The 25,536-nt window shown below is 43.5% G+C and carries 24 protein-coding genes and 1 tRNA gene; 9 read left to right on the top strand and 16 right to left on the bottom strand.

What is annotated here, in order from left to right; all coding sequences use genetic code 11:
* The first annotated feature begins 252 nt into the window (after positions 1 to 252).
* Positions 253 to 1,176: a histone deacetylase gene (locus R7F07_RS01265; RefSeq protein ID WP_053304185.1), complete on the top strand. Its 924-nt coding sequence runs from the start codon at positions 253 to 255 to the stop codon at positions 1,174 to 1,176.
* A gap of 194 nt (positions 1,177 to 1,370) precedes the next feature.
* Here the strand turns inward: R7F07_RS01265 and R7F07_RS01260 are convergent.
* The 3 genes from R7F07_RS01260 to R7F07_RS01250 form a co-directional block, all read right to left on the bottom strand.
* Positions 1,371 to 1,461: transfer RNA gene (locus tag R7F07_RS01260), tRNA-Ser, on the bottom strand.
* Positions 1,462 to 1,615: 154 nt separating this feature from the next.
* Positions 1,616 to 3,424, bottom strand: coding sequence for a DUF3413 domain-containing protein (locus R7F07_RS01255; protein ID WP_005380721.1), 1,809 nt, complete (start codon positions 3,422 to 3,424; stop codon positions 1,616 to 1,618).
* Between the two features lie 22 nt (positions 3,425 to 3,446).
* Positions 3,447 to 3,674 carry a YejL family protein gene (locus R7F07_RS01250; protein WP_005380722.1) on the bottom strand — a complete coding sequence of 76 codons (228 nt, stop codon included), beginning with the start codon at positions 3,672 to 3,674 and terminating at the stop codon, positions 3,447 to 3,449.
* A gap of 85 nt (positions 3,675 to 3,759) precedes the next feature.
* On the opposite strand from R7F07_RS01250, the gene yejK reads away from it, so the two are divergent.
* The 3 genes from yejK to R7F07_RS01235 all read left to right on the top strand — a co-directional run bounded on the left by yejK (position 3,760) and on the right by R7F07_RS01235 (position 7,437).
* Positions 3,760 to 4,758 (top strand): nucleoid-associated protein YejK, encoded by a 999-nt coding sequence (gene yejK, locus R7F07_RS01245; RefSeq protein WP_005380723.1) that lies wholly within the window; start codon positions 3,760 to 3,762, stop codon positions 4,756 to 4,758.
* A gap of 82 nt (positions 4,759 to 4,840) precedes the next feature.
* Positions 4,841 to 6,169, top strand: coding sequence for an Hpt domain-containing protein (locus R7F07_RS01240; protein ID WP_053349606.1), 1,329 nt, complete (start codon positions 4,841 to 4,843; stop codon positions 6,167 to 6,169).
* Between the two features lie 104 nt (positions 6,170 to 6,273).
* The gene (locus R7F07_RS01235; RefSeq protein ID WP_171342842.1) at positions 6,274 to 7,437 is read left to right on the top strand and encodes a chemotaxis protein; all 1,164 of its coding nucleotides are present in this window, start codon (positions 6,274 to 6,276) and stop codon (positions 7,435 to 7,437) included.
* Between the two features lie 90 nt (positions 7,438 to 7,527).
* Here R7F07_RS01235 and nhaC read toward each other — a convergent pair whose 3' ends face one another.
* Entirely contained in the window at positions 7,528 to 8,961 is a 1,434-nt protein-coding gene (gene nhaC, locus R7F07_RS01230; protein ID WP_005380726.1) for a Na+/H+ antiporter NhaC, read from the bottom strand.
* Positions 8,962 to 9,392: 431 nt separating this feature from the next.
* Between nhaC and asd the strand changes: the two genes are divergently transcribed.
* A complete protein-coding gene (asd, locus tag R7F07_RS01225; RefSeq protein ID WP_005380727.1) occupies positions 9,393 to 10,508 on the top strand; it encodes an aspartate-semialdehyde dehydrogenase in 1,116 nt (371 codons plus the stop codon).
* 57 nt (positions 10,509 to 10,565) lie between these two features.
* On the opposite strand, the gene R7F07_RS01220 is transcribed toward asd, so the two are convergent.
* Positions 10,566 to 11,429, bottom strand: a complete 864-nt coding sequence (locus R7F07_RS01220) for an ion transporter (protein WP_005380728.1) — start codon at positions 11,427 to 11,429, stop codon at positions 10,566 to 10,568.
* A gap of 35 nt (positions 11,430 to 11,464) precedes the next feature.
* Positions 11,465 to 12,103, bottom strand: coding sequence for a YchE family NAAT transporter (locus R7F07_RS01215; protein ID WP_005380729.1), 639 nt, complete (start codon positions 12,101 to 12,103; stop codon positions 11,465 to 11,467).
* Between the two features lie 650 nt (positions 12,104 to 12,753).
* On the opposite strand from R7F07_RS01215, the gene adhE reads away from it, so the two are divergent.
* A complete protein-coding gene (gene adhE / locus R7F07_RS01210; protein ID WP_005380731.1) occupies positions 12,754 to 15,456 on the top strand; it encodes a bifunctional acetaldehyde-CoA/alcohol dehydrogenase in 2,703 nt (900 codons plus the stop codon).
* Positions 15,457 to 15,599: 143 nt separating this feature from the next.
* On the opposite strand, the gene R7F07_RS01205 is transcribed toward adhE, so the two are convergent.
* From R7F07_RS01205 to sodB, 3 genes are all read right to left on the bottom strand, one after another.
* Positions 15,600 to 16,343, bottom strand: a complete 744-nt coding sequence (locus tag R7F07_RS01205) for an SDR family oxidoreductase (RefSeq protein ID WP_005380732.1) — start codon at positions 16,341 to 16,343, stop codon at positions 15,600 to 15,602.
* Between the two features lie 134 nt (positions 16,344 to 16,477).
* The gene (locus tag R7F07_RS01200) at positions 16,478 to 16,981 is read right to left on the bottom strand and encodes a VC2046/SO_2500 family protein (protein WP_033907342.1); all 504 of its coding nucleotides are present in this window, start codon (positions 16,979 to 16,981) and stop codon (positions 16,478 to 16,480) included.
* 154 nt (positions 16,982 to 17,135) lie between these two features.
* Complete coding sequence (sodB, locus tag R7F07_RS01195; RefSeq protein ID WP_005396533.1) at positions 17,136 to 17,720, bottom strand: superoxide dismutase [Fe]; 585 nt, start codon at positions 17,718 to 17,720, stop codon at positions 17,136 to 17,138.
* Between the two features lie 285 nt (positions 17,721 to 18,005).
* Here sodB and R7F07_RS01190 point away from each other — a divergent pair, with 285 nt between their 5' ends.
* Complete coding sequence (locus tag R7F07_RS01190; RefSeq protein ID WP_017635833.1) at positions 18,006 to 18,341, top strand: Grx4 family monothiol glutaredoxin; 336 nt, start codon at positions 18,006 to 18,008, stop codon at positions 18,339 to 18,341.
* A gap of 74 nt (positions 18,342 to 18,415) precedes the next feature.
* A complete protein-coding gene (locus R7F07_RS01185) occupies positions 18,416 to 19,045 on the top strand; it encodes a DsbA family protein (RefSeq protein WP_005384890.1) in 630 nt (209 codons plus the stop codon).
* A 78-nt stretch (positions 19,046 to 19,123) separates the two neighbouring features.
* Here R7F07_RS01185 and R7F07_RS01180 read toward each other — a convergent pair whose 3' ends face one another.
* Complete coding sequence (locus R7F07_RS01180) at positions 19,124 to 20,449, bottom strand: Na+/H+ antiporter family protein (RefSeq protein WP_171342875.1); 1,326 nt, start codon at positions 20,447 to 20,449, stop codon at positions 19,124 to 19,126.
* Positions 20,450 to 20,477: 28 nt separating this feature from the next.
* The gene (rnt, locus tag R7F07_RS01175) at positions 20,478 to 21,122 is read right to left on the bottom strand and encodes a ribonuclease T (protein ID WP_005384888.1); all 645 of its coding nucleotides are present in this window, start codon (positions 21,120 to 21,122) and stop codon (positions 20,478 to 20,480) included.
* A gap of 341 nt (positions 21,123 to 21,463) precedes the next feature.
* Here rnt and motY point away from each other — a divergent pair, with 341 nt between their 5' ends.
* Positions 21,464 to 22,345, top strand: a complete 882-nt coding sequence (gene motY, locus R7F07_RS01170) for a flagellar protein MotY (protein WP_005384887.1) — start codon at positions 21,464 to 21,466, stop codon at positions 22,343 to 22,345.
* 120 nt (positions 22,346 to 22,465) lie between these two features.
* On the opposite strand, the gene R7F07_RS01165 is transcribed toward motY, so the two are convergent.
* From R7F07_RS01165 to rsxG, 5 genes are all read right to left on the bottom strand, one after another.
* Positions 22,466 to 22,900: a DUF2753 domain-containing protein gene (locus tag R7F07_RS01165; RefSeq protein ID WP_005384886.1), complete on the bottom strand. Its 435-nt coding sequence runs from the start codon at positions 22,898 to 22,900 to the stop codon at positions 22,466 to 22,468.
* Positions 22,901 to 23,050: 150 nt separating this feature from the next.
* The gene (gene gloA / locus R7F07_RS01160) at positions 23,051 to 23,467 is read right to left on the bottom strand and encodes a lactoylglutathione lyase (RefSeq protein WP_005380739.1); all 417 of its coding nucleotides are present in this window, start codon (positions 23,465 to 23,467) and stop codon (positions 23,051 to 23,053) included.
* 32 nt (positions 23,468 to 23,499) lie between these two features.
* Positions 23,500 to 24,141: an endonuclease III gene (gene nth, locus R7F07_RS01155; RefSeq protein ID WP_005380743.1), complete on the bottom strand. Its 642-nt coding sequence runs from the start codon at positions 24,139 to 24,141 to the stop codon at positions 23,500 to 23,502.
* Positions 24,142 to 24,205: 64 nt separating this feature from the next.
* On the bottom strand, positions 24,206 to 24,898 hold the full coding sequence (locus tag R7F07_RS01150; RefSeq protein WP_005396543.1) for an electron transport complex subunit E: 693 nt from the start codon (positions 24,896 to 24,898) through the stop codon (positions 24,206 to 24,208).
* A complete protein-coding gene (rsxG, locus tag R7F07_RS01145) occupies positions 24,898 to 25,530 on the bottom strand; it encodes an electron transport complex subunit RsxG (RefSeq protein ID WP_054577634.1) in 633 nt (210 codons plus the stop codon). Before rsxG ends, R7F07_RS01150 begins: the two co-directional genes overlap by 1 nt.
* Positions 25,531 to 25,536: the final 6 nt, after the last annotated feature.

Genomic DNA, 25,536 nt, shown 5'->3' with positions numbered 1-25,536 from the left:
TGATTTCAGTTGAAAGTCATTGTGTTAGCTAAGCACCATAAAATCAACCAACCACCACGCACCAACAACAAGAGATGAAAATAGGGACAGAGCACAAAGAGAGCCAAACAGTGCGCCGAGAATAGCAAAGAAAGTAGAATTCATATGTATATTAAATTTAATTGATATTGAAAATCATTATCAATTAAATTGCATTTTATTCAACCCTTGAAGTTGATACTATTTCGTTACCATTGTTATTAAGAATTTCTCATGCTGCCATTTATCTACCACCCGATTTATTCTCAACTTGAGTTGCCAGAGGGGCATCGTTACCCAATTATGAAATACCAGTACCTCTATGAATCGGTATTGGTGCATATAGAGAAAGATAACTGGAAAGAGCACGCGCAGTTTTTCCAGCCCGAAGCATTAACTGTTGGGGAAGTAAAACGTGTTCATGACGAGGAATACGTCGAGTTACTTGTTAGTGGAAACATGCCAGCTGCGAAGATGCGCCGAATAGGTTTTCCTTGGAGTGAGTCTCTCATTACCAGAACGCTAACTTCAGCAGCGGGCACGGCTCTGACCGCAAAAAAGGCACTTGAGTACGGTGTGGCCATTCATTTGAGTGGTGGGTATCACCACGCACACAAAGAGTTTGGCAGTGGTTTTTGTTTATTTAATGACTTAGTGATCGCGGCCAGGCAAGCGCTCGAAGTCGAGCATGTCGATAAAGTATTGATCATTGATAGTGATGTTCACCATGGGGATGGAACAGCAACTTTATGTGACGATGAGCCAGATATCATCACGCTTTCTTTCCACTGTGATAAAAACTTCCCAGCGAGGAAGCCTCAGTCTGACCTCGATGTGCCTTTGGTGCGAGGAACAGGTGATGAGGATTTTTTAATGGCGTTTAAAGAAGTGGTCGATATGGCACTTAATCTTCATCGCCCTGATTTGGTTATCTACGATGCTGGTGTCGATATACATCAAGACGATGAGCTTGGATATTTTGATGTGTCGACGCAAGGGATTTTAGAACGTGATAGATTTTTAATGCAAACAGTGAAATCTCGAGGTATCCCTGTCGCAGCTGTCGTTGGAGGTGGATATCGAACGAATCATGCTGACCTCGTCCCAATCCATTTGCAGCTTATCAATGCCGCTAAAGAAGTCTTTATTGATGAGTAGATACAACTAGACGTATATATCAAATTGATTCAACACTGGAACGAACGAAAAGGGCATTAATTTTTTGTGGGTTCTTTCTGAGTGTGGCGGAGTGCTTAGTTGCGTTCGAGAAGTGATAAGTGATTTGTACGAATCTTTTTAAGTCTGGAGATGCGAAAAAGCCCGCTAATTTCTTAGCGGGCTTTTTCTAAAAGTGGCGGAGAGATAGGGATTTGAACCCTAGATACGCTATTAACGTATGCCGGTTTTCAAGACCGGTGCTTTCAACCACTCAGCCATCTCTCCGTTGTTGAGGCGCATAATATAAGGCTTTGAAAATGTTGTAAACCCCTAGTTGAACTGATTGGATGTTTACTGCGCAAATTTGTGGTTTGTGTTGTTTAAATAAACAAAAACTCCCCAAAAAGGGGAGTTTGAATAGTATATGGATTGCTAGGTACTAATCGTTTTTAGAATAAAAACGCTGTAACTCAGTTAAACCTTGCATCAAAACTGGCAACTTCGGTGCATCATCTCGAAGTCGTTTGTAGTTTTTGTCATACAGCTTGTAGTTGCCAAACTTATCGATCACTGTGGTTTGTGAGCTAGTAATTAAGGCAAGCTCGCGAGTATCGCCCGCCAAGATCCAGCGACGACGACTTTCATCGAATAGGTTGCGACCACTACTGTAATCATATGGGTTGGAAGATACGCCGAGCATATCTTGCAACAGTGTAACCGAGAGGTCCAAGTGACTTGTGCTGTGATTAAATTCGCCAGCTAGCATTCCAGGCCAATGGATCACCATCGGAACTTGTAATTGATAACGGCTGTAGTTGCTGTTTGCTCCCCAGCTGTTCGTATTGGTTTCGTTAAATTCACTACCGTGATTAGAAGTGATGATTACGATGGTGTTTGTCAGTTGTCCCGTCGTTTCTAGTTCATCAATAATACCGGCGATAGTTCTATCCGCCGACTTCACTGCATATTCATAAGCTTTTTTGAATCGCTCACTTGCGGGCATTTCTTCGTCATTATTTGAAGGAATCGATTCAAAATTATCAACGGTGGTGACTTCGATGTAACTAAACCATGGCTGACTTGCTTTCTCTGCTAACCATGTATTCCAGTTTGCGATAGATTGTTTATCGGTATGAGCTTGCGTGCCATCTAGGTCTTCCGCTAAGTTCAAGTCGCGGAAAATAATTTCTGAGTAGAGATCATCTTCAAACCCACTGCCACTGAATAAACCAAAGTTGTAGCCCTGATCTTTCAGTACATCGAGCAATACTGGGGAAGCACCTTGCGCCTTGATGCTTGATGCATAACTGGTCGGTAAGCCATAGAACAAACCAAAGGCCCCGTATGTATCATTACTTGAGCTGTAATGATTACGGAAGTTCTGATTGTTTTCAGCAAACTCATAGAGGTTAGGCATCTCTTCTTGGTTCAGCGCATCCGCTCGTAAATTGTTTATGCTTATCATCAACACATTGAGCTTATTAACTCGGCGGTTAAACTCAAGCTTTTCAAGAGGGTAGTTGACTAACTCTACGTTGCCTTCGTTTTCTGCTAAACGTTTTAGGTATTCCTCACGGTCAAGTAGACCATGTTTTTCCATAAAACTCTTCGCTGTCATCGGGTAAGACAACGGGAAGTTTGAACGCTGGCTAGTAATTGGGTTGTAAAAATACGCATCTGCCCAAATGTAAACCAAATGGCTGGTCATAAAGCTGAGGAAAAAGACGGCCGCGAGAGGGCGTCCTACGTGCTTATGAGATAGTTTGCGCTGTTTTCGCCATACCCATTCGGATAGTGCGAGTTGAATAAGGAAGATCAGCGGCATCACAACAAATAAATGTTGTAGGTCAGTGCTGAGTGCACTTTTGTCTTCGCTGAATAGTAACTCCCAGACAACGGGAGTTAAGTGCAAATTGATCGACTGATACGCTTGGGTATCAATTAATAATATGGTTTGCCCAACGGTTGCGAAAATCACTGCCACCAAACGGAACAATTTCCGCGATGGCAGGATAAACGTCAACGGGAATAGAACAAGCAAGTAAAGTGCGAAAACTAGAAAGCCAAAGTGACCAACCCAAGAAACCGCCAGATAAAACTGACCAAGTAACGTCTCGGGCCAAGGAGACTGAACAATGTAGCGTGTGCCTATCAACATCGATGCAACGATATTGAAGAATGCAAACCAGTGACCCCAACCAACTAGTCGAGATACACGTTCGCCGTATGAGTTTCCGCTGTCTACCATGTATGTGTTCTATTGTCCGTGATTAGTGTGTTTTTGGTGTTTCTAAAGAAGACATCAGCGCCTGAGCAAATTTTTCAGCAATCGCTTTGCGTTGTGAAGCAGCAACACGTTGATTTAAGACATTGGTTGCGATATTTCCGGCAATCATTAGCGTCAACTCAGGAGAAGCAGCATGTTTTTCAAGAACTGTTGCTACTTCAGCAAGAATTTTTTCTACTTGCTCGTCAGTATATTTAGATGTAATCGGCATAAAGACTCTAATAATGATAGTAAAAGCGGCTTATGATAACCTACAATGCCCATCAACTAAAACCTTGTAGCAAGATAAAATCACTATGAGTCTTCATCTTTCAAACGTTATTCTGCATCAACTGTGCAAAAACGATCAGGACGAGCTGGTTGTAAACTTTCGTCCGGCATCATTAGAGAACGATGCATCTACAGAAAACTTAGTCGCTGAGCTTCACCGAGTATTCCATTCTAAAGCTGGTAAAGGTTTTGGCGCTTTCCAGTCAGACAGCGAATTTCAATTTTGGCTTCAAGAAATGCGCAAAGGAGAGCGAGATTTTTACGACTTCTCACAAATTAGTGCAAATCGCTTGAAAGAAGAGTTGATTAAGTACCCATTTGCGGATGAAGGTATCTTGGTTTTCGCTGAGTATCAGAGTTTAGCAACGGACTACTTGTTCATCGGTATCTTACCAATGAATCAAAGTTTAAAAGTGACCGAAGGTTTGGACATCAGTGCGACAGATTACTTAGATATCACCAAAATGGATATTGCCGCACGCATCGACCTGTCGAGCTACGAGACCGACAAGGAATCCAATCGTTATCTGCAATACATTAAAGGACGCGTTGGCCGTAAAGTGGCGGACTTCTTCCTAGATTTTCTGCAAGCGGATATTGGCTTAGATACTAAACAACAAAACTTAGTGTTGATGCAGGCGGTGGATGATTTTTGTGCTGACTCGAAGCTAGAAAAGCAAGAAGTGAACGAGTACAAGAAACAAGTTTACGACTACTGCAATGAGCAAATTAAATCCGGTGATGAAGTTCAAATCTCAGAACTTTCCGGAGAGCTTCCTCAAAGCCAAGATGGCACGAGCTTTATGGATTTCACCAAAGAGCAAGGGTACGAACTTGAAGAGTCTTTCCCAGGTGATCGTGCGACGGTTCGCAAACTGACTAAATTTGTTGGAGCTGGTGGTGGTTTGAATATTAGCTTCGATAGTCTCTTACTTGGCGAGCGTATTTTTTATGATCCAGAGACGGATACCTTAACGATTAAAGGGACGCCTCCAAATCTAAAAGATCAGTTAAGTCGCAATTAAAATCATATCGTAAAATAAAGAGAGCAAACGGCTCTCTTTTTTTATGTGAATAAGAAACATCCATAGTATATGCTTGTAATTAATGGAGATATGCGAGGGGCAAGTGTTGCTGAAGCTAAAAGAAGGAATACGGCGGTTTGTTTGGTTCTGGTTCGTTTTGTGGTGTGTTTTAGCACTTGGCATTTGGCTGCAAGCCAAACAAACGATTCAAACGATTTCGACTGTAAATGAGTTAGGAAGTAAAGTTGAAGAAGTCAGGCACTTTTTTAACTTCGATCTGCCTTACCGTGTTAAACACGTCGACCAAATTTCACTGAAACTTCAGTTGGCTTATGCAGTTCGCTTACAGCTTGAAAGTGAGTTTTCTGAAGGGAAAATCACACCAGACATCACTCAATTGCTTTATACGACCGACCGATTTTTAGAAAGTGCTCGAGCTTTTGTAAGAAGTGACAGTGAATTGGTTTCGTTAGCTGAACAGTTACGAAGCAGCCGTGCTCGAACAGAAAACTCTGAGCAAATTCAGGCAATGTACTATCGCTTAGGTGCGCTTGTTTTTGAGTCTGTCTTTAGTGACTCTGCAACGAATAGCGATACTTACCGTGACTTAGACCGACTTTTTATTGAATCAGAGGCACTCTCTCCCGAAGAGCGAAGTGCTCTTCAGCGCCAGCTTGCTCAAACCTCAAGCGCACTATCTGCTCAGGCACAGGGCAGTTATTTATCTAATCAACTGCTTAATCCAGATTTCCCGAACCAGTTAACTTCGATAAATGATAAGTTGGAACAGAAGCTAATGACTTTTATTGTTTGGCTGTCTGTAATCAGTGGTTTGCTCCTTTTCCTCATTTCATTGGGAGCCTTCTCCCCAAAAACGATTCAACCGATACCACTACCCAGAACCGATGATAAAAAGTCAGAGCAAGTTGGCGATGATGAAAATGGAGCTAACACTGTTCCCTCAGCTCAGTCAGAAAATTTTCAAAACGTCCAAATGAACGAAAAAAGTTGTAATGAGGTGAATTCATCACAAGTGGAAGTAGTGGAACGTGAGCCGTACATAGATATCAATAAAATGTTAGATTCTCTGTCTGGTGACGAGGGCGCTGTGCGGATGTTACTGGAGGTCTTTATTCAGGACCACTCTGGCGATGGCACTAAAATGTATCAGCTGTTAGAAGAGGATAAAGAGCAAGCGCAAAGAGCCGCACACAGTCTTAAAGGGGTCTCAGGGAGTTTAGGTGCAATGCCATTGCACTGTATTTCGGGTGATATTGAACTGTTGATTAAACAAGGGCAAAAAGTGCCGGAAGAGAAGTTGGCATGTTTAGATGATGTCCTAAAACAAACCATACTTTTTGCTAATAATGTTCTCAATAGTGAAAAGATAACAGAAGCGCTAACAGATTGATATTGCTCTGACTTAATGTCATAAGAGTTGAGGTAATAAAGGCTCGAACTATATGACTTAGTTCGCTTTATTCCTGTTCTATACAATTTGTTAAAGGTGTTTTCATGTCCGTTCGCCGAATGTCTTCAATGATGTTGATAGGGCTGGTTATGATGCTTTCAGGGTGCTCCCTGCTCGAAGTCAAGATCGAGAGTCAAACCGTCCCTCTTACCAAACAAGAGCTCAATATGCGTCTTTTGACTCGTGAGTATGCGCAGCAGTTTTTTGCTCAGGTTGAGCAAGCAGCAGACGCACTACACGAACAATATGAGCCTCATGATGAAGTTCATCAATCTTATATTTTACTTTGGAAGATAAATGCTGAAGAAGGCATCCAAGCTTCTGCATACCAAGTGTCCCCAATGGCTGCACTGATTGATACATGGACTTTCACGCTACAAATGGAACAGTTTTTTACTACCGCTTCTGGTAATGAGCTCTTTGCGTCCGATGAGGCCAAGTTAGTTTCCGTTTATTTAGCGAAAGAGGTAGATAAACTGGCTCAATCTTTATTGAAGAAAGAAGCATACATCAAGACACAAACGTTTGTTGCAGAGTTCGCCAAGCAGCATCCCTTCGCTGATTTAAGCATGATTAGGACTCCGGCTTACCGTAGGTGGTTAGATGCAAACCAAATTAGCGAAGAGGAAGCCGTTACAACGCTAGGCACGATGCCAGAAGCACTCGGGGATATCTCTGATCGTCTAGGTCTGGTATCAGAACAGACACCAAAAATTATGACGTGGAAAGCGCAGTTGTTGGCCTTGAATAGCTTTGCCAGTATCGAAAAAGTCAATGCGGCGCTCAATAGTTTGCAAGTTACCGCTGATTCGGTGAGGGATTTTATCGATAACAACCCTGAGTACATGCGTTATTTGGCAGAGCAAATGGCGCTGGAGTTACAACCTTTGGTTGACGATATCGATCAAAGGACGGAGGCGCGTTTATCTCAGTTGGGTGAAGAACGCCAAGCTATAGAGCTGATGGTTGCCAGAGAGCGCCAAGAAATCGCACAGATCATTACCCATGAGCGCGAGAAGTTTGCTCAAGATATGGATCGAGTGTCGCAAGAGGTTGTGAATCTCGCAATGACTAAGCTGATTGAACTTGTCAAAAGTACCATCATCTACTTTATTCTGTTCATTGCCGTTATATTCTTTGCACCGCTTGGCTTGGGCTATTGGTTTGGGAAGCGTGCAGCCGTGAAAACGCCAGTCAAACAAAGCTAACGATTTGTTTTGGAAATAAAAAAAGAGCGCTTTAAAGCGCTCTTTTTTAGTATTGAATTCGAAAGGGAGGTTCTTCCTATCTCTGCGAAGTTAAGCGGTTTGCTGCTTTAATTCGCCTTCAGCTTCTTCAACTGCTTCTGCTGTTGGTTCGCACTTATCAACAAACCAACCCATGTAAGAAGTGAAGATCGTTACGATGATACATACAAAACTCAGCCACATGAACGGGGCATAAGACAGTGTAGCAACACCCAAAATACTGGCCATGTAGATACCGTTGTCACTCCAAGGGACCATACCTGAGGTTAGCGTGCCGCCAAATTCTGCGTTACGAGACAAATTCTTACGTTTGTAGCCTAGACGGTCATAGTTCTTCGCACAGATTTTTGGGGTCAGGATAAGTGAAACGTACATCGCTGAACCAAATACGTTGCCCATAAAGGCCGTACCAATTGTGCTTGTTGCCAATGAACCTGCACTTTGAACGCGTTTTTCAAACAGCTTCGCGATAGTCTCTAGCACGCCTACTTTATCTAGTAGACCACCAAAACCAAGGCCGAATACGATAACCGCTACCGACCCAAGCATTGAAGACATGCCGCCACGGTTAAGGATTGAGTCAATGAAATCTACGCCAGATGAGATTGCAAACGGAGCCCAAGCCGTGTTGAACGCGGTTAGGAAATCGACATCTTGGATCATCACTGCCCAAATAATACCTAGCAGAGAACCAAAACTGATCACTGGGAATGAAGGCATACGCATCGCTAGAAGTGACAATACGATGATCACAGGAACAAATGAGTAAGGGGTGATGTAGAACTGCTGTTCCATCGCTTTAATGACAGAGTCTACCTGGCTCATGTCAACTTGACCTGCGTAGTGGAAGCCAAATGCAGTAAACATAATGCCTGTAATAATGTAGCTAATGAGTGCTATCGGCAACATGCCTTTGATATGTTCCATCACTTCAACGTTAGACATAGATGAAGCAAGGATTACTGAATCCGATAGAGGCGACATTTTGTCACCAAAGTAACAGCCTGAAAGTACGGCACCTGCAGTGATTGGCGCAGGAACACCAAGACCTTGACCGATACCCATCATTGCAATACCTGCCGTGCCAGCCGCACCCCAAGACGTGCCAGTCGCTAGCGCAGTCAATGAACAGATGATCATGGTCGCGAGCAAAAAGATGGAAGGGTGGATTGCTTTAAGGCCGTAGTAAATAATGGTTGGAACAATACCACCAGAGATCCAAGTACCTACAAGCGCGCCAACGGCCAAAAGGATTAAAACGGCTCCAAGTCCATTGGAAATGCCATTTAGTGCTGCTTTTTCCAGATCTTTATACTGATGGCCAAGCTTTATGCCCAATATCATGACAATGAACCAACCGATGTATAGCGCTAGCTGAATCGGTAGGTCTAGCTTGGCTGTGAACGAAAATGCCAGCAGGAGAAATAAACCGAGCGAGATAAATACCTGTATCAAGCTTGGTAGGCGTGGTGTAACTTGCTTCATATGTGCCTCTGTCAATCTTGGAGCAATAGAGGAAGGCGCTCCTTGTTGTAATCGCGCATAACATACATTAACAAAAATTATATTTCGAACATTTGGTGTTTTATCTTGATGTTCGTCGGTAAAAACGTTTGCTTGTGAAATTAACTGTTAGTTTGTTTTGACTTTTTTGGTTTTAAATGTTGTGTAATGTGAAATTATTGTGCTTCATGTGTTATTTTCTCATTGAGTGGTAAGACCAATTAGGGGGCTAAAGTGCTTTCCCTACTTGAAAAATGGTTAAAACCGCAAACCAAACACTAAAAAATCTCGTGTCACCCGGTTTTTCAGAGGAAAAGGTTAAAAAACGCGCTTATTTACAAAATAGGGGTTGAGATTTTGCTGTGAAAAATTAACTATGGGGTAGGTTTTTTAATACATGGAGAGTTAATACGATGAGAGTTGGTTTAGTTGGTTGGCGCGGTATGGTTGGTTCAGTCCTTATGCAGCGTATGGTTGAAGAGAAAGACTTCGACCTAATCGAACCAGTATTCTACAGTACTTCTCAAGTTGGTATTCCTGCTCCTAACTTAGGAAAAGACGCAGGCTTACTGCAAGACGCGTATGATATTGAAAGCTTAAAACAGCTTGATGCGGTAATCACCTGTCAAGGTGGTAGCTACACAGAAAAAGTTTTCCCTGCACTTCGTCAGGCTGGTTGGAAAGGCTACTGGATTGACGCGGCCTCTACGCTACGTATGGCTGAAGATTCGATCATCACACTTGATCCAGTGAACTTAAAGCAAATCCAACAAGGCATCCACGGTGGCACGAACACATTTGTCGGTGGTAACTGTACGGTTAGTTTAATGCTAATGGGGCTAGGTGGTCTATTTGAGAAAGGCCTTGTTGAGTGGACAAGCGCAATGACTTACCAAGCCGCATCTGGTGCTGGTGCGCAAAATATGCGTGAATTGATCTCGCAAATGGGCGTTATCAATGACTCTGTGAGCTCTGAACTTGCAAACCCATCAAGCTCTATCCTAGATATTGATAAGAAAGTTGCGGATACAATGCGCAGCGGCTCTTTCCCTACCGATAAATTCGGTGTGCCACTAGCTGGTTCGTTGATCCCATGGATCGATGTGAAGCGCGATAATGGTCAGAGTAAAGAAGAGTGGAAAGCGGGCGCCGAGGCGAATAAAATTTTGGGTTCTCAAAGTTCACCTGTCCCAATTGACGGTACTTGTGTGCGTATTGGCGCGATGCGTTGTCACTCTCAAGCACTTACTATCAAGCTTAAACAAAATGTACCAATGGACGAAATCGAAGAAATCATCGCCACTCATAACGATTGGGTGAAAGTGATTCCTAACGACCGTGACATCACTGCTCAAGAGCTAACACCGGCAAAAGTTACGGGCACAATGTCTGTACCAGTGGGTCGTCTACGTAAGATGGCAATGGGTGATGATTTCCTAAATGCTTTCACTGTTGGTGACCAACTGCTTTGGGGTGCTGCGGAGCCATTGCGTCGTACTCTGCGAATTATTCTGTCTGAGAAAGCATAATCACATCAATCCTTTATTTGATGACAAAATAAAAGAGCTCCGTAGGGAGCTCTTTTTTCATGCGTCGTCTTCCGTTCGAACGACTCTTTTGTCTGGATCGGCTAGTTCACTACCACAATGTTTACAGTAAATTGCGTCAGAGTCGTGCCCTGCGTGGGAACAGTTTGGGCATTTCACCAATACTTTGTGCGATTGCATCTCTTGGTGCAGTTCGGCAGTGAAAATACCTGTAGGTACCGCCAAAATGGAATAACCCAGTAACATGGTGAGTGATGCAAGCCCTTTACCCAGGTCTGTTTGAGGGACCAAGTCACCATACCCAACCGTTGTGATGGTCACGATCGCCCAATAAATACTTTTAGGAATGCTAGTAAATCCGTTTTCAGGTCCTTCAATGATAAAAATCAACGAGCCGAAAATCGTTACCATAATGGCGACGGAACTAAAGAAGATAAAAATCTTTCTGCGCGCCATAAGCAGTGAACGTAAGAGGATATTGGACTCTTGGAGGTATCGGACTAACTTGAGTATGCGGAATATTCGCATCACTCGCAGCGCCCTGATCACACCCATAAACGAAGCGGATGGGAAGAAGAGTGCTAAATAAGTGGGCAAAATCGCAAGTAAATCGACGACACCATAAAAACTCTTTGCGTAGGCGGCAGGTTTGGGGGAGCAATAAAGCCTTAGAAGGTATTCAATCGTGAATAGGCCAGTAAATGTGTATTCAATAAACTTCAGCTCTTTTTCCCACTCGGCACGAACGGAGGGTATCGAATCTAACACCAGTACGATTAACGAGCTGATGATCGCGATAATGAGAGCAATATCGAACGTTTTACCAGCTTTGGTATGAGTACCAAAAATGGTGACATATAGAGTATGTTTAAGAGAGTCAGTCGTCATGACAAAGCGATCCATTGTTGAATCGCTCTATCATACAATTTTATAGAAACTCAGGCTAATCCTGGAAATAAGTTGCGTAAGCCATTCGCAATGAACTCTATGCCAAGCGCGCCCAATATCAAACCCATGATACGAGTAATGACGTTGATTCCAGTTTGACCTAAAAATCGTACGATCAATGGGGCAGAGCGGAACAATAGCCATGAACAAAGGCAGAACAAACCAATCGTAATACTAATGCCCACGGTATCGAACATGCTTGGGTAGCGTGCACCATAAACAATAGTCGAACTGATTGCACCAGGCCCTGCCATTAAAGGCATTGCAAGAGGGACCACACCAATCTGTTCACGACTGACGTATTCCGTTTTCTCTTGTTTGTTCTGCTTATCTTCCCCCAGTTTACCGCTCATCATCGAGAATGCGATGCTAAGTAATAGCAACCCGCCAGCGACACGAAACGAATCCAGAGAAATACTGAACATGTCTAACAGTAACTGACCAGCAAAAAGCGAAATGATCAGGATGATCGCAACAGCCACATTTGCTGTTGTTGCCGTATTGCGCTTTTCGTCTGGTGTCATATGCCCGGTTAGTGACACAAACACAGGCATGATACCAACAGGGTTTACTGCGGCGACCAAACCGAGAAAAAACTGCAAGAAGATAGCAAGTTCAAAAGTTTGCATGTTGCGTACTCATCAAAGTTCACATTAGTGAAAAGGAGAAGGGGTAATTTGGGCGTAATGTAAGGCAAAAGTTAGGTTGTAAGAAATGAAAAAAACTAACGCATTCCCTGCCATTTAAGTGAGAAAAACTAATTCTTTAATAAACTGTATCTAATCTGGAAAGGAAATGTTACGTATAAAGTTGCTGATAAATTGCGCTGTTTTACATAAACGTTAACATTCGCACATTTTTGATAAAAACCAAGGTGGTTTGTAGAGAGATGTATTCGGTTCGATATACTCTCAGTAGCACAAAGAATTGGGCCTACATGTAATTTTGTTGGTCAAAAATGAAACTTTTTTACAGGTTGTTGTAGTTTCTTTTATTTATTTGTCCATTTGCTTCTTTTTTACTCAATAAAAAATGAAAGTTAATTTATTTGTTTATCAGTGATTTATGTCATTTTGGTGTGATGAGGCACCACTTTGGTAGTATTTAGGTGGTGAGAACTGATCCAAGTCAATTTTTTTCACACTATGAAATATTATACTCAGTCCTGAAAGCAATTTACTAAGACGTTTGTTTTCTAAGTGACTGATAAACAGTAAAAACGATAAGTAATAGCCTTAGTAAAAAGTTTTTAATATTTGTTAATTTTAGGAGATTCCCTATGCCTGTAACTAATATGGCTGAACTAGATGCAATGGTTGCTCGCGTTAAGAAAGCGCAAGAAGAGTTCGCTACTTACTCTCAAGAGCAAGTAGATAAAATCTTTCGTGCAGCATCGCTTGCAGCTAACCAGGCCCGTATCCCGCTAGCTCAACAAGCGGTAGAAGAATCTGGTATGGGTATTGTTGAAGATAAAGTAATCAAGAACCACTTCGCTTCTGAGTTTATCTACAACAAATACAAAGACGAACAAACGTGTGGCATCTTAGAAGAAGATGACAACCTAGGTACTATGACTATCGCTGAGCCTGTAGGCATCATCTGCGGTATCGTACCAACGACTAACCCAACTTCTACAGCGATCTTCAAATCTCTAATCTCTTTGAAGACTCGTAACGGTATCATCTTCTCACCACATCCACGTGCGAAAAACTCAACTAACGATGCAGCTAAACTCGTTCTAGATGCAGCAGTAGCAGCAGGCGCACCAAAAGACATCATCGGTTGGATCGACCAGCCTTCTGTTGAGCTTTCAAACGCTCTAATGAAACACGATGACATCGCGCTTATCCTTGCAACTGGTGGTCCAGGCATGGTTAAAGCAGCATACTCTTCTGGTAAGCCAGCAATCGGTGTAGGTGCAGGTAACGTGCCGGTTGTTATCGATGAAACAGCAGACATCAAACGTGCTGTTGCTTCTATCCTTATGTCTAAGACTTTCGACAACGGGGTAGTATGTGCTTCTGAGCAAGCTGCAATCGTAGTTGATGAAGTATACGACGAAGTGAAAGAGCGTTTTGCTTCTCACAAAGCGTATGTCCTAAGCAAAGCAGAAGCTGATAAAGTTCGTAAAGTTCTTCTTATCGATGGCGCGCTAAACGCGAAAATCGTAGGTCAGCCAGCAGCAGCAATCGCTGAAATGGCAGGCGTTAAAGTTCCAGCAGACACTAAAGTTCTTGTTGGTGAAGGTCTGGGTAAAGTATCTCACGATGACGCATTCGCTCACGAGAAGCTATCTCCAACTCTAGGTCTATTCCGTGCTGACAACTTCGAAGACGCGGTTGCTCAAGCGGTAACTATGGTTGAGATTGGTGGTATCGGCCACACATCTGGTCTTTACACTAACCAAGATACTAACGCTGATCGTATCCGTTACTTCGGTGACAAGATGAAGACAGCTCGTATCCTAATCAACATCCCGACTACTCACGGCGGTATCGGTGACTTGTACAACTTCAACGTTGCGCCATCTCTAACGCTAGGTTGTGGTTCTTGGGGTGGTAACTCTATCTCTGAGAACGTAGGTCCTAAACACCTAATCAACAAGAAAACTGTAGCGAAGCGAGCTGAAAACATGTTGTGGCATAAACTACCTAAGTCAATCTACTTCCGTCGTGGTAGCCTTCCAATCGCACTGGGCGACCTAGAAGGTAAGAAACGTGCATTCCTAGTAACTGACCGTTTCCTATTCAACAACGGTTACGCAGATGACGTAGTAAGCCTACTAAAAGCTCAAGGTATGGAAGTTCAAACATTCTTCGATGTTGAAGCTGACCCAACACTGTCTGTAGTAGAAAAAGGTGCGGCTCAAATGGCTAGCTACCAACCTGACGTTATCCTAGCGCTAGGCGGTGGTTCACCAATGGATGCAGCGAAAATCATGTGGGTAATGTACGAGCACCCAGAAACTCACTTTGAAGAACTAGCAATGCGCTTTATGGACATCCGTAAACGTATCTACAAGTTCCCTAAAATGGGTAAAAAAGCTGAGCTTGTATGTATCACTACAACTTCAGGTACTGGTTCAGAAGTTACTCCATTCGCGGTTGTTACTGACGACAAGACTGGTGCGAAATACCCACTAGCTGACTACGAAATCACGCCAAACATGGCAATCGTTGATGCGAACCTAGTAATGAACATGCCTAAGTCTCTAACAGCATTTGGTGGTTACGATGCCGTAACTCACGCTCTAGAAGCTTACGTTTCTGTTCTTGCTAACGAATACTCAGATGGCCAAGCTCTTCAAGCACTTAAGATGCTAAAAGAGTACCTACCATCAAGCTATGCGAACGGTGCAAATGACCCAATCGCTCGTGAGAAAGTACACAACGCAGCTACTATCGCTGGTGTTGCATTTGCGAACGCATTCCTAGGTGTTTGTCACTCAATGGCTCACAAACTGGGTGCTGAGTTCCACTTGCCACATGGCCTAGCTAACGCACTACTTATCTCTAACGTGGTACGTTACAACGCGAACGACAATCCAACTAAACAAACTGCGTTCTCTCAATACGACCGTCCACAAGCACGTCGTCGTTACGCTGAAGTTGCTGACCACCTAGGCCTAAGCCAAGAAGGTGACCGTACTGCTCAGAAGATTGAACGTCTACTAGCATGGTTGGATGAACTAAAAGTTAACCTAGACATCCCAATGTCTATCCAAGCGGCAGGTGTTGCTGAATCAGATTTCGTAGCGAAACTGGATGAGCTAGCGGTAGAAGCGTTCGATGACCAATGTACTGGTGCGAACCCACGTTACCCTCTAATCAGCGAACTTAAAGATGTGTTGATGGCTTCTTACTACGGTAAAGCATTTGTTGAAGGCGAAACTTTCGAAGGTACAACTGTTATCAAGAAGAAAGCAGACCAAGAAGCAGCAAAAGCAGCACCTAAAGCAAAGAAAGAAAAAGCTGACGCGTAATTAAAAAATCGAGTGAGCAAGGTTTTCGCTAGCACGAAACCTTAATCGGGAAAAGGTTAAAGCCCCAGTCAAATGACAGGGGCTTTTTTTATTTTGGTGCAGGAGTTACATCTGGCTTGGGAAAACAGAGTTGCTGTGTATGCTTACACTTCGGTCGCAACTACTCGGCCACTGAAGTATTCATTCGCGACGATGTATGCTGTGTTGCGGACTAGTTCGTCTTGGATCTCAGCCCAGTGCCTCTCGTTGAGCTCTTCTTTTGTATGATTTACCGAGGGAATAACGCCGCCCACTCGAATGTTGAATGGTGTGAGTTCTTTTGCCCAGCTGTGAGTAAAACCTGACACCAACGCCGCCATGCTTTCAACTCCCGTAAAGTCTTCATGGTTATCATGAGAAATGACGTTAACAATGACGCCTTTCTTGTTTCTGGCTCGAAAGCGCTCTGCTCCTACTTGGCCGTAGGTATAAAGGAAGCGTGCCGCAGACGACAAGTGATCAATGTAAGTACTCATTGGTTCTGGCGCCATTAAGCCAGGCATAGGGGAGCTGGTCCAGCAATTAACAATCACATCTGGTGTCGCACGTAGCTGTGATTCTATCTGGTCAAACAATAAGTTAATGGACGTTGTGTTATCACTACACACATTCATAGCATACACTTTGTCAGTGAAAGCGCTGATTTGCTCATAGCTCGCTCTCAAAGCGCTAGAATTTTGGTCACAAAGAATCAACGTTGCTCCAAGGTGAGCAAAGTGATTTGCACAGGTTCTTCCTATAACCGAACCTGCAGACGTGACGAGAATAATTGATTCTTTGATATCCATAGCACCTTCACTGTATCCATATGTGAAAAACAATACACCAGTGGTTTGTGCTAATAGCATGGTTGAAATTCGTTGGGTTCAGTGTGAAAGGCTTCAAACTAACGCTTTCGAGTGAGGACTATTGTGCGGTAATTTGTAAGATGTCACATTTCTGACGTGTAGGTATTGCAAGCTATTGGATAAAAAGCGGATCTCTATGCTTTAGCTTGAATTTGATGCTGACGTTGAGCCGTCACTAGCTGATTATATAGCCCAGCATCTGGGATCAGTTGTTTGTTGCGTTCGCCCAATCTGCGTCGCTCATGACCAGATAGGTTGTGATAAACCTCCTCTGGTAGGTTGAATGTGTCTTCAGGCAGGTAAGTCAGCGCATCTGGTTTTAGGTAATGGCTCAGCTTTGCGGAAGGCAATCCTGCATCGTGAAACTGTTTCGCTTGTTCAGCTGCGAGTTCATAGCTGCTGCTATCAGAACGAAGAGCTTGAGGTTGCGATAAACCCAATTGTTGGCGAAGAATACTGTCACTGGTGATGACTTCCTGGACCTCTTCAACTGGGACCACATCGCGAACATCATTAGAGAACATAGACAGAATCAGCGAGAAATCCGCACGACGACCTTCGTGTACGGCATGGTTAATACCATTACCGAACTGAAGTTCGTTGATAATTGCAGCTTTGTCTAACGTATGAATTTGCATGATGTTCCTCGCTCGATGCTCTTTTAACGGCGTGGATAAGAAGAACTTTAGTAAAAGAGGGAATTATTTAAAGGTGCTAGGGAAGGCGAAACAAAAAAGCCCGCTAAATAGCGAGCTTTTGAATAAGACTAAATTGAACTTAGGGGGAAGTATATTACTTCGCTAGGTTCTCAGCTACGAAGTCCCAGTTTACTAGAGCCCAGAAGCCGTTCATGTAATCAGGACGTACGTTGCGGTAATCGATGTAGTACGCGTGTTCCCATAGGTCAACAGTTAGAAGTGGTGTTGTACCTTCTTCTGTTAGAGGAGTAGCAGCGTTAGAAGTGTTAACGATCTCTAGAGAGCCATCAGCTTTCTTAACAAGCCAAGTCCATGAAGAACCGAAGTTGTTGATTGCTGAATCAGTAAACTTCGCTTTGAATTCTTCAAAAGAACCGAATGCTGCGTTGATTGCGTCTGCAACTGCGCCAGTTGGCTCGCCGCCCGCATTTGGAGCAAGACAGTGCCAGTAGAACGTGTGGTTCCAGATTTGCGCTGCGTTGTTGAATACGCCACCAGTAGAAGTCTTGATGATCTCTTCTAGAGTTTTGCCTTCGAACTCAGTACCAGGGATAAGACCGTTAAGCTTAACAACGTAAGTGTTGTGGTGCTTACCGTGGTGGTAGTCTAGAGTCTCTGCTGAGATGTGTGGTTCTAGTGCGTCTTTCGCGTAAGGAAGAGCTGGTAGTTCAAATGCCATTACTCGATTCTCCATTGATTTGAAAGGATGACCTTTCGATTGCTTCCAGTGTTTTTTTATAGCTATGTCGCCTTTAAGGCTGACTTGCTAAGTATTTTAGCAAGTTTTTACTTTATTAAAACCCCGATATGAAAATATTTTAAGAGGTTAGCAGTGGTGAAGTGCTGCATTGCTCGCCAATGAGCAACCTAAAATTAAGCCTTATTAATTATATGGTTTTTATTCTGTCGTTATTGAGTAGAATGTGGCAAATAAATAAAGTTCAAACCCATGAATGAGGAAGCGATGGAAACTATCGACAAAATCAAACAGCAGATCTCTGAAAACTCAATCCTGCTGTACATGAAAGGATCACCGAAACTACCTAGCTGTGGTTTCTCTTCTCAAGCGTCACAGGCACTAATGGCATGTGGTGAGAAGTTCGCTTACGTAGACATTCTGCAAAACCCAGATATCCGTGCTGAGTTACCAAAGTACGCGCAATGGCCAACTTTCCCTCAACTATGGGTTGAAGGTGAGCTTATCGGCGGTTGTGACATTATTCTAGAAATGTTCCAAAAAGGTGAACTGCAGCCTCTAATCAAAGAAGCAGCAGCGCGCGCTGAAGATCAAGCTGAGTAATTCGTAAATACTCACATTTAGCGATAGAATACGAAGGAGCCGTACTGGCTCCTTTTTCTTTTTAGGTTAGTGGAATGAACATAAAGCTTTACTACGTGCATGACCCAATGTGCAGTTGGTGTTGGGGTTACAAACCAACGCTGGATAAACTAAAACAGCAACTGCCAGGTGTGATTCAATTTGAGTATGTGGTTGGTGGTCTTGCGCCAGATACTAATTTACCGATGCCGCCCGAGATGCAACAAAAACTCGAAGGTATTTGGAAGCAGATTGAGCGCCAGTTAGGCACTAAGTTTAACTACGATTTCTGGAAGCTTTGTACGCCAGTTAGAAGCACTTACCAATCTTGTCGTGCGGTTATTGCAGCGGGCTTTCAAGACTCTTATGAGCAGATGCTAGAAGCGATTCAGCATGCGTATTACTTACGTGCGATGCCTCCTCATGAAGAAGCCACTCACTTGCAACTAGCGAGAGAAATTGGCTTGAATGTTCAGCAATTCAAGAATGACATGGATGGCTCTTTCTTAGAGGGTGTGTTCGAAGATCAATTGAGCCTTGCAAAGAGCCTAGGTGTGAACTCTTACCCTAGCTTGGTTCTTAAAATTAACGACGCTTATTTTCCGATTGCCATCGATTACCTGTCGACAGAACCAACCTTGAAGCTGATTCGTGAGCGTATTATTGACAATATGCCAGCGCAATAACCACAGTTATGAATAACAAAAAGCCGCTCATTGAGCGGCTTTTTCGTAACTAAATGTATATCCATCCAAACGATAGTATTAAAGCACCATTGCTGCAATCCAACCAAAGATGATTAGAGGGATATTGTAATGGATAAAGGTTGGAACGACTGTTTCCCAAATGTGCTCATGTTGACCGTCGGCATTTAGACCAGATGTAGGGCCTAATGTAGAGTCAGAAGCTGGAGAGCCTGCATCACCTAACGCAGCCGCAGTACCTACCAGTGCAATCGTTGCCATCGGCGAGAAGCCGAATGCTAGCGCAAGAGGCACATAGATAGTTGCAAGGATTGGAATCGTAGAGAACGATGAACCAATGCCCATTGTTACCAACAGACCAACGATCAGCATCAGTAGTGCAGCTAAAGGCTTATTGTCACCGATGCTGGTTGATAGCGATTGTACTAGTGTTTCAACACCGCCAGTTTGCTTCATTACTGCTGCAAAACCTGCCGCTGCAATCATGATGAAGCCAATCATTGCCATCATGTGTACACCTTTAGTGAACACGTCGTGCGTCTCTTTCCATGCAATAACGCCGCCGAAAGTAAACACCATAAAGCCAGCTAGAGCACCGATAATCATTGAACCCGTGTAAAGCTGAACACCCAATGCAGCGACAATACCAAGTGCCGCAACTAAGATGTGCTTTTTATTGATGACATGATCGGTTTCGTCAACGACAGTCAACTCAGTTTCTTTGTAGACACGCGGTTTACGATAGCTAACAAAGATAGCCAGTAATAGACCAAACAGCATTCCTGCACCTGGCAGTAACATGGCGGTTGGGACTTGGCTTGCAACCACGTTTTCCAAACCGTTGTCATGTAGGTTCTTTAATAGAATGTTGTTTAAGAAAATACCGCCGAAACCAACAGGTAAGATCATGTAAGGAGTGATCAAACCGAAGGTAAGAACACACGCGACCAAACGTCGGTCGAGTTTAAGTTTCGCAAATACGCCCAAAAGAGGTGGAATCAAAATTGGAATAAAGGCGATATGGACCGGAATTACGTTCTGAGACGACATCGTAACAAACACTAATGCCACCAACACGGCGTACTTTAAGCCAGTAGTGGAAGCGGAGTTTTCTTTGCCATTTAAGCGCTTGATAACACTTTTGGCCAGTAGATCCGTGATGCCTGATTTCGAGATGGCAACAGCGAAAGTACCTAACATGGCGTAGCTTAGCGCGATAGTTGCACCGCCACCTAGACCACTTTCAAATGCGGTAACCGTATCCCCAAGGCTCATGCCTGCGACTAGGCCGCCTACGATGGCACTAAACGTGAGGGCAACCACCACGTTTACGCGCATCAATGCTAACACGAGCATGACGCACACTGATATAACGACAGGATTCATACTTTTCCTAATATGTTGTGTTTACTTATTATTCTTCGTCGACAAGCGGCCAACCGCCGAGGGCCTTCCATTTGTTGACAATACCGCAGAATAATTCTGCTGTTTTTTGTGTATCGTAAAGCGCAGAGTGTGCTTCACGGTTATCAAATTCCATCCCGGCTGTTTTGCATGCTTTAGCGAGAACTGTTTGGCCATAAGCAAGGCCACTTAATGTAGCCGTATCAAAAGTAGCAAAGGGATGAAAAGGGACTCTTTTTAGTTTACAGCGTTCATTTGCTGCATTTACAAAACCCAAGTCGAATGCTGCGTTATGAGCAACCATAATTGCACGTGAGCAATCTGCGGCTTTTTGTTCTTTGCGAATAAGCTTATAAATTTCCTTTAGCGCCTCTTGCTCAGAAACAGCACCTCGAAGAGGGCTGAAAGGGTCACGAATACCATTGAATTCAAGCGCTTCTTTTTCTAAGTTAGCGCCTTCAAATGGTTCCACATGAAAATGAATGGTGGAGGCCGGATGCAACACGCCATGTTCGTCCATTTTCAACGTAACGGCACAGATTTCTAAAAGTGCATCAGTTTGAGCATTGAAACCAGCGGTCTCAACGTCTACTACCACAGGGAAATAACCACGAAAGCGTTTTTTCAAGGTTAGAGCTTCATTTTCTAGTGTCATGTTGGCTTATTTTTGTGTGACGAAGGCTGCATTATTGCAGATTATACCGATGAGAAAAACCGCAATTTAAGAGAAAACCGGAATTCTATTTTGCATCCAATCAATAAGTTTGTATTGCATATTATGTAGACGTTTATTCGCCATACTTTGCATCATGTAAACCGATAAAACATGAGTAAGTAAAACGCTAAGTGGCGGTTAAGGTGATTGGAACACGGTGGCTCACATTAATGGCAGTGTGACAGATATTCCGATATTGGCGAGATTTTTGCATGCCCGTTGAAGTGGTTTTATTGATGCAATTTGACGGCAACAGACTGCCGTTTAAGAGACAGTATTAGATGAAGAAATGGCTGATTACCAGTGGTGTTGTATTTTCGTTGTTTAGCACAAGCAGCTTCGCTTTGATGGGCAAACGTTATGCTGCAACTCCGCAGCAATCTCAATGGGAAATGGTGGTCAATACACCATTAGAATGTCAGCTTGTACACCCTATTCCAAGCTTTGGAGATGCGGTATTTTCATCTCGTGCAAATAAAAAAATCAATTTAGACTTTGAGTTAAAAATGCGTCGTCCGATGGGAGAAACACGTAACGTCAGTCTCATTTCTATGCCGCCACCTTGGCGGCCAGGTGAACACGCCGATCGAATTACAAACCTAAAGTTTTTTAAACAGTTTGATGGTTATGTCGGAGGGCAAACAGCATGGGGCATTTTGTCTGAGCTGGAAAAAGGCCGTTATCCGACTTTTAGTTACCAAGATTGGCAGAGCCGAGATCAGAGAATTGAAGTCGCATTGTCATCAGTACTGTTTCAAAACAAGTACAACGCGTTTAGCGACTGTATTTCCAACTTATTGAAATACAGTTTCGAGGACATTGCTTTTACGATTTTGCACTATGAAAGACAAGGTGATCAGTTAACCAAGGCTTCTAAAAAGCGTTTATCACAAATTGCAGATTATATCCGACATAATCAAGATATCGATCTCGTGCTGGTGGCGACGTACACAGATTCAACCGATGGTAAAAGTGCGAGTCAAAGTTTATCAGAGCGACGTGCAGAGTCACTTCGTGACTATTTTCAGTCTCTAGGGCTACCGGAAGATCGAATTCAAGTGCAAGGGTACGGCAAGCGTCGTCCTATTGCAGATAACGGTTCGCCAATAGGAAAAGACAAAAACCGCCGAGTCGTGATATCTCTAGGGCGAACCCAAGTGTGATGCATATAAAAACGCCGAAGCTGAAAGCTTCGGCATTTTTGATTTACTGACGTTGTTAATAATATTTTAGTGGTATTTTGCCAAGCACGTTTCGGTGATTCCTGCTGTATAATTTGAATGTTAGTTTAAGCGGAATTTGGCAATGACTTCGCAATTGGTGGCGGTATCGATTTTTTCAACCTGTTTGGCAATAGCCGGATTAGGGTGACGCTTCATAAAGTCTATCAACGCCTTAGTACAGCATCCTATCGAGTCGATAAAGCTTGCACACTCTTTATTTGGGCATTGTGGGATAAGTGTTAAGACCTTCTCAGAGGCCAGTTGAAGGTATTTGAGTTCATAGTCAGTATCTCCGGCCCAACGCCAGAACTGAGCTAAGTTATGACAAGAAATCACAGAAATTAATAATCGCTCGTCCGCCTCAATTTCCACACATTCGCTAATATCTTCACTCAGGCTTAGGGCTTGCTGGTAATGAAGAATGCTGCGAACAGGGTCATCTAGTTGAAGTGCCGTATCGGCTAGAAGTGTGTGTTTTTCCCATTCACTGATCATTATCGTAATCCCGCATATCGAAGTTGCGGATAAATCTAAACGATAACTATTATCAAGTAAAGGGTTTTGTTTATAAAAGGACAGGCAGATCGCAGACCTGCCTGTAATCGGAGTTCAACTTGCAGTACAAGTGATTATTAGAAGTGCCGCTTAGCCTTCAAGACCTGCTGAAGCTTGCTTGTTTTGAATAAGCTCAATCATATAACCATCTGGGTCTTTTACGAATGCAATGTGCGTGCTTCCGCCTTTTACTGGACCTGGCTCACGCGTCACATTACCGCCCGCCGCTTTGATAGCGTCGCAAGTTGTGTAGATATCATCAACACCAATGGCGATATGACCAAAAGCAGTACCTAGGTCATACTCAGTTTTACCCCAGTTGTAAGTCAGTTCGATCACTGCACCTTGGGATTCGTCACCATAACCAAGAAACGCTAGCGTGTATTCGTACTCTTTATTTTCGTTAGTACGAAGCAGCTGCATGCCCATAACTTCAGTGTAAAACTTGATGGATTTGTCTAGATCACCTACGCGAAGCATAGTGTGGAGAATTCGACCGTTTGACATTTTTTGCTCCTAGCTTTGATTTACAAATAGCTTTAGCTATCTGGGTATACTTTCTCTTTATATTCGCACAAATCTTCGATAATGCAGCTACCGCAGCGAGGCTTTCTTGCTACGCACGTATAACGACCATGAAGAATGAGCCAGTGGTGCACATCGAGTTTGAACTCTTTTGGCACAACTTTTAATAGCTTCTGCTCGACATCATCAACCGTTTTTCCCATCGCAAATTTAGTGCGATTCGACACGCGATAAATGTGCGTATCGACGGCAATAGTTGGCCAACCAAAAGCGGTGTTGAGCACGACGTTTGCGGTCTTGCGACCTACGCCTGGTAGCGCTTCTAACGCGGCACGATCTTCAGGAACTTCACCATTGTGTTTTTCCAACAAGATCTTACAAGTCTTGATTGTGTTTTCTGCCTTTGAGTTAAACAAACCGATGGTCTTTATGTATTCTTTTAAGCCATCGACTCCCAAATCGAGAATACTTTGTGGTGTATTAGCGACAGGGAAAAGCTTGTCGGTGGCTTTATTGACACTTACATCGGTTGCTTGCGCTGATAGTAATACCGCGATTAGCAGTTCAAAAGGGGAGCTCCAGTTAAGCTCAGTTTGAGGATTCGGATTGTTTTCTCGTAATCGCTCAAGAATTTCGATTCTTTTTATTTTGTTCATTGCTGACTTCCAATACCGTCTCTGCGGTTTATGAAAAAGGCTCCTATGACAGAGCCTTATCTTGTTATGCGTTGGTGACGCGAGCACGTTCTATGGTTGGTTTTTCTTCTTTAGGTTGACGTGCCTGGACTGAATTATCGATGACATTTTTAAGCGCTATCAACAGACCAACACCGATAAATGCACCGGGTGGAAGAAGCGCTAGCAGAAAGCTGTTGTCAAATTGGAAAACTTGAATGCGGAGAGCGGATGCCCAGTCTCCTAATAGCAGATCTGCCCCGTCGAATAGTGTGCCATTACCAATTAACTCACGCATGGCACCTAGCACGACCAAAACGCTTGTCATACCAAGCCCCATCCATAAACCGTCTAATGCAGCAGGCGCAACATCATTTTTTGAAGCATATGCTTCAGCTCGACCAATAATGATGCAGTTGGTTACAATCAGAGGAATAAAGATACCAAGAGATAGGTATAAACCATACGCATAGGCATTCATCAATAACTGAACACAGGTAACGAGAGAGGCAATGATCATCACGAACACAGGAATGCGGATCTCTTTTGGTACGTAATTACGAATAAGAGAAACCGTGACGTTGGAGCCGACCAGCACTAATAAGGTTGCAATACCAAGACCTAAGGCATTGGTTATCGTGGAAGAAACCGCTAGTAGTGGACACAGACCCAGCAGCTGTACGAGAGCAGGGTTATTGCTCCACATACCGTTTTTCATCAGCAATTTATTTTCACTCATTACTGCTCTCCTTCACAGCCCAAAGGCTGGCTAAGAATGTCTTCACGAGATTGGTTTACGTAGTTAACGGTATTTCGCACCACTTTTACGACGGCTCTAGGCGTGATCGTTGCACCAGTAAATTGATCGAAATCACCACCATCTTTACGAACTTTCCATGAGTTCCAGTTACTTTCCGTGACTTGTTTGCCCGTAAAGCTCAGGATCCAGTCGGTGACACGAAGATCTATTTTATCGCCCAGACCAGGGGTTTCTTGGTGGTTTAGGACGCGTGTCCCCAAAATATTGCCCTGATTATCAATCCCAGTAATCACTTTTATCTCACCATTGTAGCCATCTGGCGCGATGGATTCTATTGCGATTGCTGTCGGTTCACCATTCTTCGTGGCGAGGTAGGCTGGCATCGCACGCAATGTCCCCAGTTCTGGTGACGTGACCATAGTGCAGGCTTGCGTGAGTGCGTTGTCATGCATGTTTTCTGGAATGACTTGATTCAAAACAGAAAGCAATTGTTGTTGTTCTTGTATCTTGATTTGGTCTTTTGTTAGGTACTGAGTAAAGGCGACTAATCCGGTTGTTGCACAGGCAAAGATCGCAAGTGTCAGACCATTTTTTCTAATAGCGGTTAACATGTTTAC

Origin of the sequence: Vibrio sp. YT-16 (assembly GCF_033337405.1) — a bacterium.
Classification (GTDB): Bacteria; Pseudomonadota; Gammaproteobacteria; order Enterobacterales; family Vibrionaceae; genus Vibrio; species Vibrio alginolyticus.
Note: the sequence above shows the minus strand (reverse complement) of the source record. Positions and strands in the feature narration are given on the sequence as shown.